Raw genomic sequence first — 17981 nt, forward strand, 5'->3', positions numbered from 1 at the left:
GAATGTTTGTGTCAAAGGGACACCTAGCTAAATATTCTTTTCATTATAACAGTAGCCTGGCTCCCTGGGTCACAAACAAACATGAAAATAAAAACAATCACGTTTGTTTAAACAAACGTGATTGTTTCTTACCCAGGGAAAGACACAACTTGTCGAAGCTGTAACTCTAGTTCTGCCCACATTCTCTCTTTTGTTTCTTCATCCCAGTTCAATACTTGTGCCATATATTCGGTAACCTCTAGCTTCCACTTTTGTGCAAAAGAGATGTTGAACAAGATGCTTCCTGTTCTTCTTAGTAGATAGTCTACAGGAGTCATGGCCATCTCATGCTCGATTGCATAATGAAGTGTTAATTTTATAATTAGTGGCAGGGTAATTTCAGTCTGTACTCGATCTGCCAGTTCCAAAATCTTATCTGTGTTCTTTCCATACATTGTTGCTAGAGCGATAGCTTCTTGATTGGTTAGACCGAGCTCCATTAAATCCTCTGCTTTTTTGGCAGTGTAACTTGCATAGTCTGTTGGGCTATCAAATTCTCCTCCCGAAAGCTTTAACGTTTTGGTGATGCAAGGTCCAGCTGCAATACCTTCATTTTGCAAGTCCTTACATAAAATATCCGTAATCGTTTCGGCCATTTTTCGATATCCTGTCAGCTTTCCACCTGCAATCGTTAGGAGGCCAGTTTCTGATGTCCAAATTTCATCTTTCCTTGATATTTCAGAAGGCCCCTTCCCTTCCTCTCTAATTAAAGGCCTTACCCCTGCCCAGCTAGATTCAATATCCTCTACTGTAACATTCGTGTGTGGAAACATAAATTGTATACATTGGATTAAATAATCTTTGTCCTCTTCTTCTATTGTAGGGTTTACTAAATCCCCTTCAAATACGGTATCCGTTGTTCCCACATACGTTTTACCGTCTCTCGGAATGGCAAATACCATTCTTCCATCTGGTGTATCAAAGTATACCGCTTGTCTTAATGGAAACCTTTGTTGATCTATGACAATATGAACTCCCTTTGTATGCAGTAAACTTTTCCCTTGAATTTTCTTGTCTAAGCCAATGATATTTTCTACCCAAGGTCCCGAAGCATTCACAACTTTCTTTCCGAAAACATTATAGTGAGCTCCCGAAAAGACATCTTTAACGGTCATTCCACAAACCCGTCCATCATCTGTGTAAAGTAGCTTCTCTGCTTTCACGTAATTCAAGAGATCTGCCCCTTTTTCAGACGCTTTCTTCGCAACTTCTATCGTTAGTCTTGCATCATCCGTTCTATATTCGACATAGTAGCCACCGCCTATCAAATCTTCCTGCTTCAATAGAGGCTCTCTCTGTATCGTTTCATCCTTCGTTAACATTTTCCTTCTTTCATGCCTTTTCACGCCTGCTAAAAAATCATATACCATCAACCCCAAGGAAGTAGAATATTTCCCGAAGGTACCCTTTTTATAAATAGGCAAGAGCATCCACTCTGGATGAGTCACATGTGGGGCGTTTAAATAAACAATTTCCCTCTCTTTCCCGACATCCGCTACCATTTTAATTTCAAACTGCTTTAAATATCGAAGGCCTCCATGAACCAGCTTCGTGGATCTACTAGAAGTGCCCGCTGCAAAATCCTGCATTTCTACTACTAAAACCTTCAAGCCTCTCGTAGCACAATCTAATGCTATTCCCGTCCCTGTAATACCCCCTCCAATAACTAGAATATCGTAGTTCGTTTCTTCAAGATTGGATAAGATGGTGCTTCTCGCTTCATATGAAAAATTCCTCATTTTTTTCTCCTTTCCATAGAAAAAAGACCATTACAAGAAACTCGCAGCTAGGCAAGTATTGTAACGGTCTTCTCATCAATTCTCTGACCAAAATTATTTATTTCAAAAAATGTAAATATGCTATAATAACTACCAAAAGATAGAAGAGGTGCACGTATGAGTTTAGTTGATATGGTTGAATCACAAATAATAGCTTCTGTTACGAACGAACAAGATTTGCAACAGGCGATTGCCAGCAAATCCAATATTGTCTTTCTACTTACCGGAAACATCATGACCGCAGGCGAGCATATACAAAAGATAAAACAGGCAAATAAATACGTCTTTATTCACCTAGATTTTATCGACGGTATTTCAAGCTCGAAAACAGCCTTAACTTTCGTAGCTGATAAATGGAAACCGACCGGGATTATCACCACGAAGAGCAATGTAGTGAAGCTTGCTAAAGAAGTTGGCCTCATGACTATCCAAAGAATATTTTTGCTAGATCGGAATGCTGTCATGAAAGGGATTGAAATGGCTAACTCCTGTCGCCCTGATGCTGTAGAAGTAATGCCTGGTATTATGCCAAAGGTCATTGATCAGCTTTCTACAAGTCTACCATTTCCTATAATAGCTGGAGGTCTGATAGATAATATATCAGAGGTACATCTAGCCTTAGAAAACGGTGCTCTAGCGATATCCGCTGGGATTCCAGAGATGTGGAGTTTTAATCTATAACGAAAGTATGTCCCTTACGCTGTCTAATACATATTCCGGCTTATGTACAGGATTTTCTAGCATATTCGTTGTCGTGATTCCTGTCAGTACTAAAACAGATTGCATGCCAGCATCATTTCCCATTTTTATATCGGTCTCTAATCTGTCCCCAACCATGTAACAATTACTTGCTTCCATCTGCAGTACATTGTTTAATACATAATTCGCCATAAGAGAGGATGGCTTCCCAGTAATAATTTTGACAGACTCACCTGTCGCCCCTTCTAGAGCTCCAATCATGGCCCCACAGTCTGGTATTTCTCCTCCACTGACTGGGCAGGTACGATCAGGGTTTGTAGCAATTATTTCCGCTCCATTTCTCCAAGCTTGATAGGCGTGGTTTAACTTCTCGTAGTTAAACTCCCTGTCCCATCCAATAACGACGTGGGAGGCTTCAGAGGAGGAGTCCGTCAGTTTTACTTGATTCTCCCTAAGCTCTTCGAAAAGGGGTTCCTCTCCAATGACATAGACGGAGTCCTCCGGCTTCATGATATTCTTTAAATATAATGCGGTTATATAATTGGAATTAATTACTTCTTCCAGCTTCACTTCAATATCTAACATCTTTAATTTTTCTACGTAATCTTTTCTACTAGCGATCGATTTGTTTGTGAGAAATACTACCCTATCTCCTCTTTCCTTCAAGCCCCTAATCGCTTCCGGCACCCCTGGAATAATCTCCGAATCAATATAGATTGTTCCGTCTAAATCAAATATATATCCGTTCAACGTTTTCACCCCAATAGACTATAACTGTTGTTTTCTTGATAAGAAATTAGCCAATCCTTGTAACACGAGCACAAGTACCACTAGAACGACTGACATAGCGGCAGCGGTGTAATATTCAGCACGTAAGATATTTTGGAAAATAACTAAGCTCATTGGTGCCCATTCTGCAGGTGCAAGTAAGATAGATACGCTGGCCTCTTTAATAACAGTGATAAACACCAAGACAGAGCCAGCCGCTATACCTGGTAGCATCAGTGGCCCAACGATTGTGATAGCCGCTGTTAAAGGAGTTGCCCCAAGATTGATTGCAGCCTCCTCAATATCCTGTTTTATTGCCCTCATCGCTCCCATTGTAGACCTCACCATATATGGCAGTCGTCGAATGGTATAGGCAATGATTAATAGAACAGCAGTCCCGGTTAACTGTAACGGTGCTGTATTAAACGTCTGGATTAAAGCAATACCAAATGCGATTCCTGGAACCACTAAAGGCATGGAAGCCATGAAATCTAGCTTAGATGAATTTTGTCTAACCACAAAGTAAGAGACAAATGTCGCTAGGACAACACTTAAAACAAGCGCACCTGCGGCAAGCATAATACTATTTTGTATATTCCCCATAGACGTGGAGAAGATTGTTTTATAGTGATCTAGTGTATATCCGTTCGGAAGTAAATCCTTTCCCCAAGTTGTAGCGACAGATTGTAGAGCTACTGACAGCATCGCTAAAAGTGGAATTAGCACCACGAAGAAAGAGTAGCCTGACAGAATTCTGGTTAATAGCTTGTTCTCTATTAATTTCTGTTTTTTAGGCTTTCCAGAAACAGATCCATAGTTTCTGCTTTTCGTAAATAAATGCTGAAGCCAGAAAAAGAATGCAGCAACAACCAACATAACTACCGTTAGAATAGCAGCACCGCCCCAGTTAAAGAAGCCTGCCATTTCACGATATGCTTCTACCACCAAGAGGTTTAATTCTTTAGGTGCAAGAACAATCGGAGTTCCAAAGTCAGAGAAGCTTACCGTAAATATTAATAGCGCACTAGAGATAATCCCTGGAAGCGCAAGCGGAAACGTGACAAAGATAAAAGTGAACCAGCTCTTTGCCCCTAAATTATGTGAGGCTTCTTCTAAGCTAATATCACTTATTTTAAATGCCGCAACTAACGGCCAAAGTGCATATGGGAAGAAGAAGAATACTTGTACTGTAACAACTCCCGCCATAGAGTAAGGATCGAGAAGCATCCCTTCTCCGCCTAACATGTTATAAATTTCCGTCACCCATCCTGCTCTTCCGAACATAATAATAAATGCATAGGAGGAGATAAAAGTCGGAACGATAAGCGGAATGGTACATAATGCTGAGATGATCTTTTTAAAGGGCATTTTTGTTCTAGCAATCCCGTATGCCATTGGGATACAGAGCGTAATAACAATTACAGTTACTAAAAAGCCCAAGTATAAACTGTTTTTTAAGGCATCTAAATAGCCTGAGTTTGTAAAGATTTTTTTATAGTTGTCTAAGGATACGCCCTTCAACTTTTCCATAGTAGAACTAAAAATAGACGGATCAGTGATTGAACCTAAAATATTGATTGGCTGCCCCGTGAAGCTAACGAGAAACACTGAAAAAAGCGGGAGTATCATGAAAAGGCCAAAAAATACGTAGATAAATATTTTAACTACTGATAATCCGCTGAAGTTCTTGAATGATTTCTTCATATCAATAGCACCCTTTCAAACTCTATCGTCAGTTTCACCTTTTTCCCTTCTTCAAATATATTTGCCCCTGTAGAGTATGTGGTGTCCACAATTAGTTGATATTCTCCAACCTGAACATCATAGCGAACAATCGAACCTAAATAGGTAGACATGAGCACTGTACCCTCTATCACGTTTGTAGTAGAAGCATCTACTATACTATCAACAGGCTCCACTCTCACATGCTCTGGGCGTATAATAATATCAACTTCTTTTTTCGTCGTATGATTAGAGGACTTCAAATGAAAACCATCTCCGCTAACAAGGAGCAAACCGTTTTCATCCCCTACCACGTTACCTTTTAAAATATTGGAGGTTCCAACAAAGTCTGCGATAAAAGGTGTTTGTGGATTACTATATAGGTCTGTCGGGGTACCAATTTGCACGATTTCCCCTTTGTCCATTACTGCAATACGATCCGCCATACTCATCGCTTCTTCTTGGTCATGCGTAACAAAAATAGTAGTAATCCCTAAATCTTGTTGAATCGATCTAATCGTATTTCTCATAGAGTGTCGAAGCTTTTGATCAAGATTTGAAAGTGGCTCATCCATCAATAGAACGGCTGGCTCCATTACCAAGGCTCTAGCTAGGGCAACCCTTTGCTGCTGTCCACCAGAAAGCTCGCTAGTTAGACGATCCGCATATTGGTCTAGCTCAACGTATTGAAGTATTTCCATCACTTTCTCTTGAGTGGCTTTTGGTGTTTTACCTAATCTTTTATTCAGTAAACGTGCGTAAATGCCTAATTGTTTAAATGGATTACTAGAGTTTAACTCTTTGATATTCAGACTGTACGCGACATTTTCAAAAACATTCATATGAGGAAATAGTGCATAGCTTTGAAAAACCATGCCACAGTTACGCTTGTTTGCGGGAATGTTTTCTACCTCATTGTCTCCTATGTAAATTTCTCCAGAAGTAGGGTTCTCAAATCCAGCAATACATCTCATAGTGGTTGTTTTTCCACATCCCGAAGGACCAAGAAGAGCGAAAAATTCGCCCTCCTTGATATCAAGGTTAATATCATGTAGCGCAGTAACGTCCCCGAACTTTTTTGTGATGTTACTTAATTTTACTGATCCCATTTATATTCACCCTTATTTATTGAAATTTATCTTTCCATTCGTTTCGAACTCGGTCATAGTTTTCATTCACCCAATCGATATCCAAATCAACTGCAATCTCTTTCACCTTTTCTAAGTTCAATGGTGTCTTAGATTCTACGTTTGGATTAATCGGGATATGATACCAGTCAGCCATGATTTGTTGTGCGTCCTCAGATAGAAGGAAGTCCATAAATTTCTTTCCGCCTTCTGCATTTGGACCACCCTCGATTAAGGAAACTGGGTTTACAAGAACCGGCGTTTTATCTGGTACGATAAAGTCTACGCTTTCACCCTTAGCCTTTTGTTCATATGCCATAAAGTCAAATCCAACTCCAATATGAGCCTCACCCATTGCTACTGCTTTTGTTGGCGCTGAACCTGAGTCAGGCATCGAGTTAGACTGCTTCACTAATTGCTCGAAGTATTTCCAAGCCTCGTCTTCCCCTTTTCTCATCATCTGGTCCATTACCATTAAAGTTGCTGTCCCAGAAGCAGCTGGATTAGGGAATTGGATTTTCCCTTCCCACTTAGGATCTAATAGGTCTTCCCACGTTTTTGGTGCTTCTTCCTCAGACACTAATTCCGGATTGTAAGAAAAACCTAAAACGAAAATTTCCACCCCAACATATTTTCCGTCTTCATGCTTCATTTTGATGCCATCTTCTACAATGTCCCAATCTGCTGCAAAATCTGGAATATAATTTGCCAAAATACCTTTATCCACTGCTGCTTCGAAAGGTAGGATTCCCCCTCCGCCATACCATACGTCAGCCTTTGGATTATCTTTTTCAGCTAGCATTTGATTCACCAGTACATTCGTTCCAGCGTAATGCACATCTACTTTTCCACCGTGCACCTCTTCATATTTCGCTGCTAATTCTTTAGCAAAGTCAGGTGTTTCAGGAGAATAAAGCGTAATTCGATCTCCTCCACCTTCACCGCCAGACTCTCCCCCAGCACAGCCCGCTAGAATACTCCCCGCAAGCATTACACTTGCAACTAACCCTGTCATCTTCTTCACTGTAAATCCCCCTTTGTTTGAGTTAACGGCAAAAAAGAAAGATGAACGCCAAATGTAAGCCTTTTCAAAAAGACTCACATTTAGGCTTTCATCTCATCGTCTCTGCCTATTTATTAACTTATGTTAAATTATACAATAAATTCTGATTATTACAACAGGAAGATAGGAAATATTTTTTTATTCCTGCACATAAAACAACCAGGAAAATAGAAATTTTCCTGGTTGTTTTGTTTTGTATTGTGTCTGTCCCTGTGACAAACATGAAAAATAAAACAATCACGTTTGTTTGAACAAACGTGATTGTTTCTGTCACAGGGACGTATTAAATGGAATTTTCCCCGTATAAAGTACATGTAATTCATGCAGGGCCCTGCTTACTCCTACATAAGCCAATCTTCTTTCAAAATCATTATCTTCATACAAAGAAACATCCGGGATGATGACACAATCAAATTCTAATCCTTTAACTAATTTAACTTCTGAAACAATATATTTCGTTCTAATTGAATTATTATATGATTTTTGCCAATGTAATGTCTCAATTTTTGTAGAAAGTTGTTCGTAAACATCTTTTGCTTCCTGTTCGTCATGGCATAAGATTGCAATGGTTTCATACGAATCATCTGCATTTTCCAACTCATTTATTGCGGTTAAAATCGAAGACATCTTATTTTCCAAATAAATCATCTTCTCTTTTACCTCAGGGCCTTCTCTGAAAATAGTGTTTGGTAATTCAAATTTCCCCTTGCTATACGGTTCGATTATATGATTTGAGTATTCAACAATTTGCTTTGTAGAACGGTAAGTCTTCTTTAAATTATAAAATGAGACATTTCCTAAAATCTTCGCATAAGATTCCCAATTGTCGAGTTTATTATAGCGTGCAAGATTCTGCCCTAAATCTCCTAAAAGTGTCATACTACCTTTTTTGGTTAACTGTGTTAGACACCATAGTTCATACTCTAAGTAATCTTGAACTTCATCAACAATTAGATAATTAAGCTTCTTAGAATCCTCTAGTTTTCCATTCATAATTAAGTAAACCGTGAAAAGTGCGGGCAAATCTATATCATGTATGGAATCCTTATTAGTGATATAGGATTGGTTCTGCTTGATAAAGGAGCTATCATACTTTTCTATAATATTATATGGATCTTTCATTATTACTTTATACACGTCTTCTGGAGATTCAAACCATTTACTCTCTAAATAGTTAACTACTTTCTTTTTCACTATAGAAGAGTCTTCCAATGGAATTTTCGATACGGAAGGTTTATTAAATACTCTATGATTAAAATTAACTTCTACTAATTCTCTCAAATATATCCTTTTTATTAATTTCTTTGTTTCATCTTCAAGTGTAAAATTCCATAAATCCTCAAACTTTCTAAGAACTTTTTGAAAAATTTCTCCTATCTCTTCTTTCGCATGCATGAGATAAAACTGCTCAAATTCCTTTTCTGCTTTCAGTCTAATACTTGTAATTTCCTCACTCTCTAAAAGCTCTTGGAGTGGTGTAATTAAATACGGATATATATATTTAAAATGTTCAGACAATCGTTTGCTTATGAAAATCTGTTTTTTCATTTTTATATACTGTTCTTCAAATGGTTGAAGAAATGAGTATATTTGAGAATCAAATACCAAGAAAGATTGTTTGAATTCGTTCATATAATTATTAATCATGTTCCTTATATCTTCCGTAAATAGATCTTGTAAGGTAGTGCTTAATTCCTTAGCTTCACTCGTTAGAGGAGAATAATAAAAGGTATCAGAACTATTTTTTCTTTTATCTCCTTTAACTTGTAATTCATACAAGACCAGAATATCTAATGTCTTATTACTCAGTATAGAAGATAGATGTTCTTTTTCTTCCCCGACATTTTTTTTAATTAACTCTTGTACCTCTTGAGTTATATACACTTGCATTCTGTCTTCAAGTGCAACAATGAGCTCTTCATAAAATAGAATGGATTCTTTTATTTTTTGTTCTATTTGGTTTAGAACCATATTTCTTCTTTCTTTATAAGGAAGTTGTAGGCTCTTATCAATAATAGATAATATATCTAACTCCGTAACCCTCTCATATTCACTTATATAAAGCTCTTCATTCCAAGGCATAAGGTTATTTAAAAGGGAATTTGTTTGAAACTCAATAAAATTTTTGTATTCTATGCTTCCTTTAAATGCTATATATCCTTCATCAGATATAGGTTTCGTATGTTTAATAGAAACTATGTCTTTAAGATAATCTGTATAAGTTGTTTGTTTTACTCTATAGGTACCCAACCTAGGGAGTACTCTACTAATATGCTTTAAAAACAATTCATTGGGGCCAAAAAACGCTATAGAGTCTTCTTTTTTAAAAACATCTCTGTATTCATTTAACAAGAAGCTGATTCTTTGTAAAGCAATTGCGGATTTACCACTTCCAGCCGATCCTTGTATCACAATTGCTTCCCCAGTACGGATTGGTTGTCTAATAATCTCACTTTGTTCAGCTTCAATCGTTTCCACTATTGCTTCCATGTCAATACCATGTTTGGATGCCAATTTATCTATTAAAGCTTCGTTGTAAATAGTCTCTCCAAAAGGCTTATGTAATTTTATAATTTTCCCATGATTTATCTCTATATTTCTAGCGAAAGTCATTTTAACTTTACCTAGCTTTGGATCTTCTATAATAGTGTTAAAAATATTTTCTTTTTTTTCGAAGAGCTTGCCAAGTTTTGTAGTCCAGCTGGCTATTGCATACTCCTCTTTCCCATCTCCATCAAATCCTTCATAACCAATATAAAAGGTTTGTTGGACATTCTCAGCATATATTGTTAAATCTAGCCGTGCAAAATATGGAGAAGCCATCATGCTTTGAATATTTTCTTTCTTTCTATGTGCTTCTGCGACACTTAAAGTAGTCTCAGCATGTAATCCTGCCTCAAACAAATCCGCAACTTGATACCTAGAACGTATTGGCTTTTTTACTATTGTATTTAGGTAGTTACTTAATTCTTCAAAATATCTATACTCAGCTTCGTCATTTTGCTTATTTCGCAAGTCAGGAATATTCTCCATATCATTCGGAACATCCAAAACTTTATTCTCTTCAAAAATTAATTCTTCAAAAGTGTTCGATTCCGGAAGTTTGAACGTTATAAAAGAATCAGGAGATATTCTAATTTCTAGTCTATTATAGTTCCCTAAGGTATCTCCCTTTTTAGGTCCCTCTATGTATGTAACTTCTAGAAAAGATCGCAAATCTCCAATCTCTTCCAACATTAACCTAACAACTTCTTCTAAATTATCGATTTTAGTCTGTATTTGTGTTTTAGTATCCATAAACATAACGCCCCTTTTTAAAGCAATAACCAATCTCTATATGCACCAACAAACATTGACTATATTTTAACATTTTTATTTAAAATTAACAGATAATATAGTCCTAATATCATTGAAGAAATGATTAAACACCAAAAAAATAAGCATTAAGTAACACCTGACAAACTATTCTAATAAAGTAATAACATAAAGTAAATTTAAAAATGACAAGAATTTCGCTTTTTCTGTCAAGATAAAAGATATAAAATGATACTTTTTGGTGGTGGTTCCCTGTGTTATAAACAAACGAAAAAAATAAAACATTCACGTTTGTTTGAACAAACGTGAATGTTTCTGGTAAAGGGACGCAAACAATAAGCCTACAACATCCCCCTCACATATTCCACAATATCTAGAGGTGTTGTACCATAATTTGATAACTCTGTACCAGCCTGCTCGGCTGCAATGGCATGATAGTAGCTCGCAGCAATTAATGCTTCTACCGTACTAGCCCCCTGTGCTATGAATGAAGCGATGAATCCAGTTAGTACATCACCACTCCCACCTTTGCCTAGAGCATCATTTCCAAATGGATTAATAAACTGCTTACCATCGGGTGCTGTAATGATAGGACGATGCCCCTTTAGTAAAAGGTAAACCCCATGCTCTTGTGCAAACTGTTTTGCGATTCCCAAGCGATTTTTCTCCACCTCAGCCACTGTGAGACCAGTTAAATGCGCCATCTCTCCTGGATGAGGTGTCAAAATAACGTCCCCTTCATATGTGCGGAGTTCTTCTAACAAATCTCTTGCAAAATATAGCCCGTCTGCATCAATAACAAGCGGCTGTCCTGATAGATTCCCAAGTAGATGACGTACAAGAGCTGCTCCCTCTGTTTGTCGTCCGAGCCCCGGTCCAAAAGCAATTGTTCTATAAGATGAAAAATCAATGTCACTAGTTGCAATGGATGACGCTGCAATTGCCCCATTCTCATCCTGCAAAGGCCATAACAAGCTCTCCGGACATTGAGAGGCTACTATTGGATAAATGGTCTCTGGAACGGCTAGTGTGACCAGTCCAGCCCCTGAGTGAAATGCCGCTTTTGCTGTATACACAGTGGCACCGACATAGCTTTTGCATCCCCCCATGACGAGCACATGCCCAAACGTTCCTTTATGGCCATGCGCTTTCCGCTTAGGTACCGCTCCTTTGCCTAACTCATGCGTAATTAATCTCGGCAAATCCATTTCGAGGGTTTGTACGAGTGATGCCGGTACTGAAATATCCGCACATACTACCTCCCCAACATACTCAGGGCCTTGCTGCAAATAAAACCCCTTTTTCGGCAGCACAAATGTTATCGTCTTATTTGCACGAACAGCAACATTCGCCACTTCCCCAGTATTAGCATTAACACCTGAAGGCACGTCGACCGCATAAACAAATGCTGCCGATTCATTAACCTCTTGAATGAGTGAATAAAAAGGCTCCCGAACCTCTCCTTGAACACCTGTACCAAGAAGAGCATCGATGATGACATGCACTTTCTTCAAGTCAGTTGCTTCTACCACTGGAAGCTGACGTTTTTTAAACACTTCATAATGCAACTTCGCATCACCTTTCAAGTTATGCTCCTCTACTGCAAGTAGTAACCTAACATCATAGCCAAAATCCATCAGCCTACGAGCAATAACAAAGCCATCTCCCCCGTTATTACCACCACCGGCAAGCAAGACGATGTTTGTTCCCCGATCAGGAAAGTCCTTCATTACCTCATTCACAACTGCTGCTCCTGCATTCTCCATCAATACTATGCCTGGCAAACCGAGGTTTTCCATCGTATATCGATCCAGCAATTGCATTTCTTTTTGTCCAGCAATATACATATCAGAAACATCTCCTTTTACTTCACCTATCTTTCAGCTTGATCGGAATAAAGCAATCAATTTGAAGTAGGCGAACCAGTGAAGCTATTACTAATATTATATATAGGTTATGTAAAATTTACAGACGCCGAATGATATGTTTAGAATATCTTCAAAAATGATATAAAAAAATAAGCTACCAGAACATTGGTAGCTTATTAGCTATTTATTAATTAAGTTATTAGTTCGAAAAAGCTTTTACTTTTTGGATAGTTTCATATTCAAGCATTTCATTTTTCTTCTCAATACGTGATCCGATAAAGAAAACATCTATAAAAGACCATATTCCCAAACCACCTAAAGTAAGGGTCATTGCAATCCCTAATCCAATGTCTCCTGCATAGTATCTGTGCCCACCAAGACCGCCAAGGAAAAACCAAATTGCGTATGCTATTCCTTTTGACTTTTCTTTACCCTTAACCTCCGCTTGCACCATTGCTAGTTGCTGTGAGGTTAAATCTTTCATTGCTAATAAGTTACTCATTTAAAATTCCCCGATCTTTTTACCTATATATTTATTTTGTTTCATAGAAACCAAAAATCACCCAGTCAATTAGCATATATCTAAAAAACAGAAGTAGTGTAATTATACTATTATAAGCCATATACGTATATATAAATTATAAAAAAATTATATGTATTAATATTTTTTTGATAATCATTAAACCGTCCCTGTGTTGCAAACAAACATGAATTTCACGTTTGTTCAAACTATCACGAATGTTTGTGATACAGGGACACACACCAAAACTTTCCGAACGAGAAGCTCATTGATAATTATTATCATTTATGATAGTATTACTCCGGAATAATTTTTTTGAATCGCTTTCTGATTAGAAAGGAGAAGAAAGTGCAAAAATATATCTGGTTAAATCCTGTTGTTTTAAAAATGTACAATCAGGAAGAATTGAAATCTACTTTAGTAAGTCTAGGTTTTCAGATTGTTACTTGTGAAGAAAATCACATACAAACCGTGAAAAACAAGTACAAAGAGAGTTATGAAGGCTGTAATCGGACTCTCTGTGATAATAGATGCCCTAAAGCTATGTCTTATGTGAAAAAGAAATATCATCATACTAGCTTAGAGTACTCAACAATCGATCCTATTTTAATCCACAGTGCTAAGGAGCTGGCTAATAGATATAAGAATGACGAGGCAGAATTATATATTATAACTCCTTGTACAGATATAAGAGATTTAGGTAATAAGTTAACATTGAAAAATACGATATTTCAAACATGGACTGAATTTTGTAGAAATCATCGTATCATACTAAGTGCTAAACCAACTGAATCAAGCCCAATTCCGCCAGGTTTTTTTGATAATGTCCCGCGTGTCATCAGCCTTTCATCTAAGGATGATATAGACGCTTATTTCCAGGGTGCTCCGAAGCAAGAGAAACAATTAGTGGAGATGTTATATTGTCAAGGTGGTTGCCATAATGGAGATGGGGTTAGAATAACAAATGAGTAATATGATAAAAAAATTAATACCAATTGCGTTTATCCTGATTGCCTGGTATTTGTTCAGTTATTTCGAAGTTTGGAGTGCCTATCTTCTGCCAAGTCCCATGAAGGTGTGGGATACCTTTCTAGTAATGGTACAAAGCGGAGAACTGTTTATTCATATCCTTGCAAGTTTGAAAAGAGTATTAGTCGGTTTTTTAATTGCCTTTGTATTCGCCTTTATACTTGGTATTATTGCAGGTTTAAAGCCCTCTCTTTCTCCTTATTACAATCCTATTGTGGAGTTCTTCCGACATGTTCCTCCTCTAGCCTTGATTCCCTTACTCATTTTGTGGATTGGTATCGGAGAAGAATCCAAAATTATCATCATCATTTTAGCTTCATTCTTCCCGATGTTCTTGAATATAAAAAAAGGCTTTGGGTCGTGTGATCATAAGCTTCTAGAGGTCGGAAGGGTTTTAGGACTAACCTCTAGACAAAGGTTTATGAAAATCATACTCCCAGCTGCTATTCCAGATATTCTGTTGGGCATGAAGATTGGTCTCGGATATAGCTGGAGGGCAATTATTGGTGCAGAAATGATTGCAGCTGCAAGTGGGTTAGGATACTTCATATTAGATGCACAGATGATGTCACGCTCTGACAAGGTGATTGTAGGAATTCTTGTAATCGGCTTCCTTGGAGTCATCAGCGATAAAGTGTTTACTTTCATCAGTAAGAAATTCACTCGTTTAGGAGGGATGACAAATAGCTGGGATTAAAATAAACCAACTGCATAAAAGTTTTATGGTGGATGGGAAAAAGCATGATGTATTGCAAAATATTGATGTTGATTTCCCAGAGAATAGCATCAGTGTCATCCTAGGAAAAAGTGGATGTGGAAAGACAACGCTTCTACGCATACTAGCTAACCTTGAGCAATCCGATCAAGGAGAAGTACTTATAGATAGGGATGAAAAAATAAGCTTCGTTTTTCAAGAACCGCGTCTGATGCCATGGTTAACTGTATCCAAGAACATTACATTCGGGTTAGAAAAACAAAAGATTCAACAGGAAGAAGTAGAAGAGTTAATGGACTTGATAGGTTTGAAAAAGTTTGAAAAGGCCTATCCACACCAATTATCTGGTGGCATGCAACAAAGAGTTGCATTAGCAAGAGCATTAGCCTATGACCCATCCATCATTTTAATGGATGAACCTTTTGCTGCACTAGATTACTTCACACGTGAAGCTATGCAGAAGGAATTAATAAGAATTTACCAACTAAAAAAGAAAACCATCATCTTCGTAACACATAGTATTGAAGAAGCAATCGCTATAGGGCAAAATATATTTGTATTGAACGAAGGAAGAGTTCATGCTCACTTTCAGTTAGAGAATTATGACTATCCTAGAGATGTATTCTCCCCTTCTCTTATAGAAATAAAAAGAAAGATCATCAATAAATTAGCAGGAAAGAGTGAATGATAAATGAAAAAATGGTTATTAGCTTTACTTGTTGTACTTATCTCCGTAATCGCTGCATGTGGACAAGACAGCGCGGACAATAAGGAGGAGAATGCTTCTACAGTAGAAAAAGTACAGACAACTTATGTACAATCTCCTTTAAATGTACCCTCTATTGTAGAGAAAGAAAAAGGATTGTTGAATGAGGCTTTTGCAGAAAAAGGAATCGAATTCGGATATTCTAATTTAACAACTGGTCCAGAGCAGACGCAAGCTTTAGCTTCTGGAGATATTCAATTTCTGAATGCAGTTGGTGCCACATCTGTTATTTTATCGGCATCAAATGGAGCAGATATCAAAATTATGAGTATGTATAGTCGTTCACCTGAAGCCTTTATGTTATTCACAAATAAGGCAGACATCACTTCACCTAAAGACCTGGTAGGCAAAAAAGTCGCAGGTCCAAAAGGAACTGTTTTACATGAGTTACTGATCAATTATTTAGCAACGGAAGGCTTAACAGAGAAGGACATTGAATTGGTACAACTAGATATTCCTTCTGCACAAGCTGCACTAGTAGCAGGAGAAGTAGATTTTGCGTTATCAGCTGGTCCAACTGCCTATAATATGATTCAAGACGGTTACCATGTAGTGACGAATGGTAAAGGACTGGTTGACGGAACGATTGTAGTGGCAACTAGTGAGGATTTCTATTCCAAGAATCCAGACTTAGTGAAAAAGTTTTTACAAGTACAAAAAGAAACATTGCAATACATGGATGATAATTATGAGGAAATCATGGAAATCACCGCAAAAGAAACGGATCTTCCTCTAGAGGGTGTAAAAGAAATGTATGAAATGTATGATTTCGACATGGAAATCAAACCTGCAGATATCGAAAGCATGGAAAAAACAGTCGAATTCATGAAAGAAAATAAAATGATTGAAAATGATGTAGACATTCAGTCACTAATTTTAGATATAGAATAATCAAAAAGACTGAGACAGGGACAAAACAATTTTAAAGCACTTACGATTTTGAACTGCACCCCGTTTGTTAGACACATCTAACAATTGGAGGTGCAGTTTTTTATGACCAAGTATACGATGAATAAAAAAATAGAAGTTGTCATGAGATACCAGGAGGGTTTAGAGAGTATGACGGAGATTGCGAAATCCATCGGTACGGACGAGTCTGTTGTCCGCAACTGGGTCAAGCAATTCAAATACCATGGGCTGGCTGCCTTTGAAAAAACCTATACATCTTACACGCCACAGTTTAAAATGGACGTACTAAACTTTATGAGGGAGAAGGACGTCTCTCCAAACGAGGCTGCAGCTTTCTTTCGAATCTCTTCACCAGGACTGATTCGAAAGTGGCGGGCACAACTGGAGACAAGAGGGTACGACGCATTCTTCCCCAAGAAAAAGGGGCCCCAGTCCATGAAAAAAGAATCTAAAAAACAGCCTGAAAATGTACTAGCCGAAGGCTCTACACAATCACTTGAAGCTCGTATCAAACAACTCGAGATGGAAAACGAGTATCTAAAAAAGTTGAATGCCTTAGTTCAAGCCAAGGAAAAGTCACCAAAGAAGACAAAGTAAAAGTCATCTATGAATTAAGGCATAAGTATCCGGTGAAGGCTCTTGTGACGTTTGCAAAAATTCCTCGTAGCACGTACTACAACCTAGTGAAGAAGATGAACAGACCAGATCCGGATGCCGAGCTGAAGACCGAAATCCAAGAGATTTATAATGATCATGAAGGCCGTTATGGATACCGACGTATCCGTGATGAACTGGCGAATCGTGGGCAAAAAGTGAACCACAAGAAGGTGCAACGCATCATGAAAGAGCTTGGCTTGAAGTGTGTCGTGCGCATGAAGAAATACAAGTCCTATAAAGGAAAAGTAGGGAAAGTGGCACCGAATCACTTGAATCGTGATTTCAAAGCAGATGCACCAAATGAGAAATGGGTGACGGACATCACCGAATTCAAGTTGTTCGGCGAAAAGCTTTATCTGTCCCCTGTTTTAGATCTGTTCAATGGCGAGATCATCACCTACACCATTGGCTCTAGGCCTACCTATTCACTTGTCGCAGAGATGTTAGATAGGGCGATAGAACACCTGCCTGAGAAACATAAGCTGCTCATGCACTCAGATCAGGGCTGGCATTACCAGATGGAAAAATACCGGGACGTCCTTGCATCCAAAAACATCAAGCAGAGTATGTCTCGAAAGGGCAACTGTTACGACAACTCTGTCATGGAGAACTTCTTTGGTATTATGAAATCCGAATTTCTCTACTTAAAGGAATTTCAAAGTGTGGAGCATTTTAAGGTCGAATTAGAAAAGTATATAAAGTATTACAACACGAAACGCATAAAGGCAAAATTAAAAATGAGTCCGGTACAGTACCGAACTCATTTTACACAAGCTGCCTAGATGAAATAACCGTGTCTAACTTTTAGGGGTCACTTCATTTTTTTATTAAATCGTAAGTGCTTTGTTACTTTTAAAATGCTTGGTTCTCCACTGAGCCGGATGCTTTCCACGGAGGCCAAAAGGATGTTCGTCAGGAAAACGTTGTCACACGATGTGACGCTTTTAGTTTTCCATCCTTAACTCTCCCTCGGGGGCTCAATTCTGGTTAATTTAATCCCCAGTCC

The 17981-nt window shown here is 38.0% G+C and carries 14 protein-coding genes; 6 read left to right on the forward strand and 8 right to left on the reverse strand.

Annotated features, from left to right (window positions below; all coding sequences use genetic code 11):
• Positions 1–128: 128 nt before the first annotated feature.
• Complete coding sequence (locus tag AC1VU3_RS10410) at positions 129–1778, reverse strand: glycerol-3-phosphate dehydrogenase/oxidase (protein ID WP_482983412.1); 1650 nt, start codon at positions 1776–1778, stop codon at positions 129–131.
• Positions 1779–1934: 156 nt separating this feature from the next.
• Here AC1VU3_RS10410 and AC1VU3_RS10415 point away from each other — a divergent pair, with 156 nt between their 5' ends.
• The gene (locus tag AC1VU3_RS10415; protein ID WP_482983413.1) at positions 1935–2498 is read left to right on the forward strand and encodes a glycerol-3-phosphate responsive antiterminator; all 564 of its coding nucleotides are present in this window, start codon (positions 1935–1937) and stop codon (positions 2496–2498) included.
• Here AC1VU3_RS10415 and AC1VU3_RS10420 read toward each other — a convergent pair.
• The 7 genes from AC1VU3_RS10420 to AC1VU3_RS10450 all read right to left on the reverse strand — a co-directional run bounded on the left by AC1VU3_RS10420 (position 2493) and on the right by AC1VU3_RS10450 (position 12881).
• Entirely contained in the window at positions 2493–3275 is a 783-nt protein-coding gene (locus AC1VU3_RS10420) for an HAD-IIA family hydrolase (protein WP_482983414.1), read from the reverse strand. The two genes, AC1VU3_RS10415 and AC1VU3_RS10420, sit on opposite strands and share 6 nt — an antisense overlap.
• 9 nt (positions 3276–3284) lie before the next feature.
• Entirely contained in the window at positions 3285–4988 is a 1704-nt protein-coding gene (locus tag AC1VU3_RS10425) for an ABC transporter permease (RefSeq protein ID WP_482983415.1), read from the reverse strand.
• Positions 4985–6115, reverse strand: coding sequence for an ABC transporter ATP-binding protein (locus AC1VU3_RS10430; RefSeq protein WP_482983416.1), 1131 nt, complete (start codon positions 6113–6115; stop codon positions 4985–4987). The genes AC1VU3_RS10425 and AC1VU3_RS10430 overlap by 4 nt, the downstream gene beginning before the upstream one ends.
• Positions 6116–6131: 16 nt before the next feature.
• Complete coding sequence (locus tag AC1VU3_RS10435) at positions 6132–7148, reverse strand: ABC transporter substrate-binding protein (RefSeq protein ID WP_482983455.1); 1017 nt, start codon at positions 7146–7148, stop codon at positions 6132–6134.
• A gap of 318 nt (positions 7149–7466) precedes the next feature.
• Positions 7467–10493 carry a 3'-5' exonuclease gene (locus tag AC1VU3_RS10440; RefSeq protein WP_482983417.1) on the reverse strand — a complete coding sequence of 1009 codons (3027 nt, stop codon included), beginning with the start codon at positions 10491–10493 and terminating at the stop codon, positions 7467–7469.
• A 359-nt stretch (positions 10494–10852) separates the two neighbouring features.
• Positions 10853–12358 (reverse strand): NAD(P)H-hydrate dehydratase, encoded by a 1506-nt coding sequence (locus AC1VU3_RS10445; RefSeq protein ID WP_482983418.1) that lies wholly within the window; start codon positions 12356–12358, stop codon positions 10853–10855.
• A 220-nt stretch (positions 12359–12578) separates the two neighbouring features.
• Entirely contained in the window at positions 12579–12881 is a 303-nt protein-coding gene (locus AC1VU3_RS10450; RefSeq protein WP_482983419.1) for a TM2 domain-containing protein, read from the reverse strand.
• A 366-nt stretch (positions 12882–13247) separates the two neighbouring features.
• Between AC1VU3_RS10450 and AC1VU3_RS10455 the strand changes: the two genes are divergently transcribed.
• The 5 genes from AC1VU3_RS10455 (at position 13248) to AC1VU3_RS10475 (ending at position 17757) form a co-directional block, all read left to right on the forward strand.
• On the forward strand, positions 13248–13871 hold the full coding sequence (locus AC1VU3_RS10455; RefSeq protein ID WP_482983420.1) for a hypothetical protein: 624 nt from the start codon (positions 13248–13250) through the stop codon (positions 13869–13871).
• Positions 13864–14625 carry an ABC transporter permease gene (locus AC1VU3_RS10460; protein ID WP_482983421.1) on the forward strand — a complete coding sequence of 254 codons (762 nt, stop codon included), beginning with the start codon at positions 13864–13866 and terminating at the stop codon, positions 14623–14625. Before AC1VU3_RS10455 ends, AC1VU3_RS10460 begins: the two co-directional genes overlap by 8 nt.
• A 28-nt stretch (positions 14626–14653) precedes the next feature.
• The gene (locus tag AC1VU3_RS10465; RefSeq protein ID WP_482983422.1) at positions 14654–15331 is read left to right on the forward strand and encodes an ABC transporter ATP-binding protein; all 678 of its coding nucleotides are present in this window, start codon (positions 14654–14656) and stop codon (positions 15329–15331) included.
• Between the two features lie 3 nt (positions 15332–15334).
• Positions 15335–16300, forward strand: coding sequence for an ABC transporter substrate-binding protein (locus AC1VU3_RS10470; protein ID WP_482983423.1), 966 nt, complete (start codon positions 15335–15337; stop codon positions 16298–16300).
• A gap of 102 nt (positions 16301–16402) precedes the next feature.
• Positions 16403–17757 (forward strand): IS3 family transposase gene (locus tag AC1VU3_RS10475; RefSeq protein WP_482983424.1). Its coding sequence is split into 2 segments (ribosomal slippage): positions 16403–16856 and positions 16856–17757, totalling 1356 coding nucleotides; the frame shifts between segments, so codons are not numbered across the junction.
• Positions 17758–17981 lie beyond the last annotated feature (224 nt).

It is taken from the genome of Psychrobacillus sp. Z16_25 (assembly GCF_056856695.1).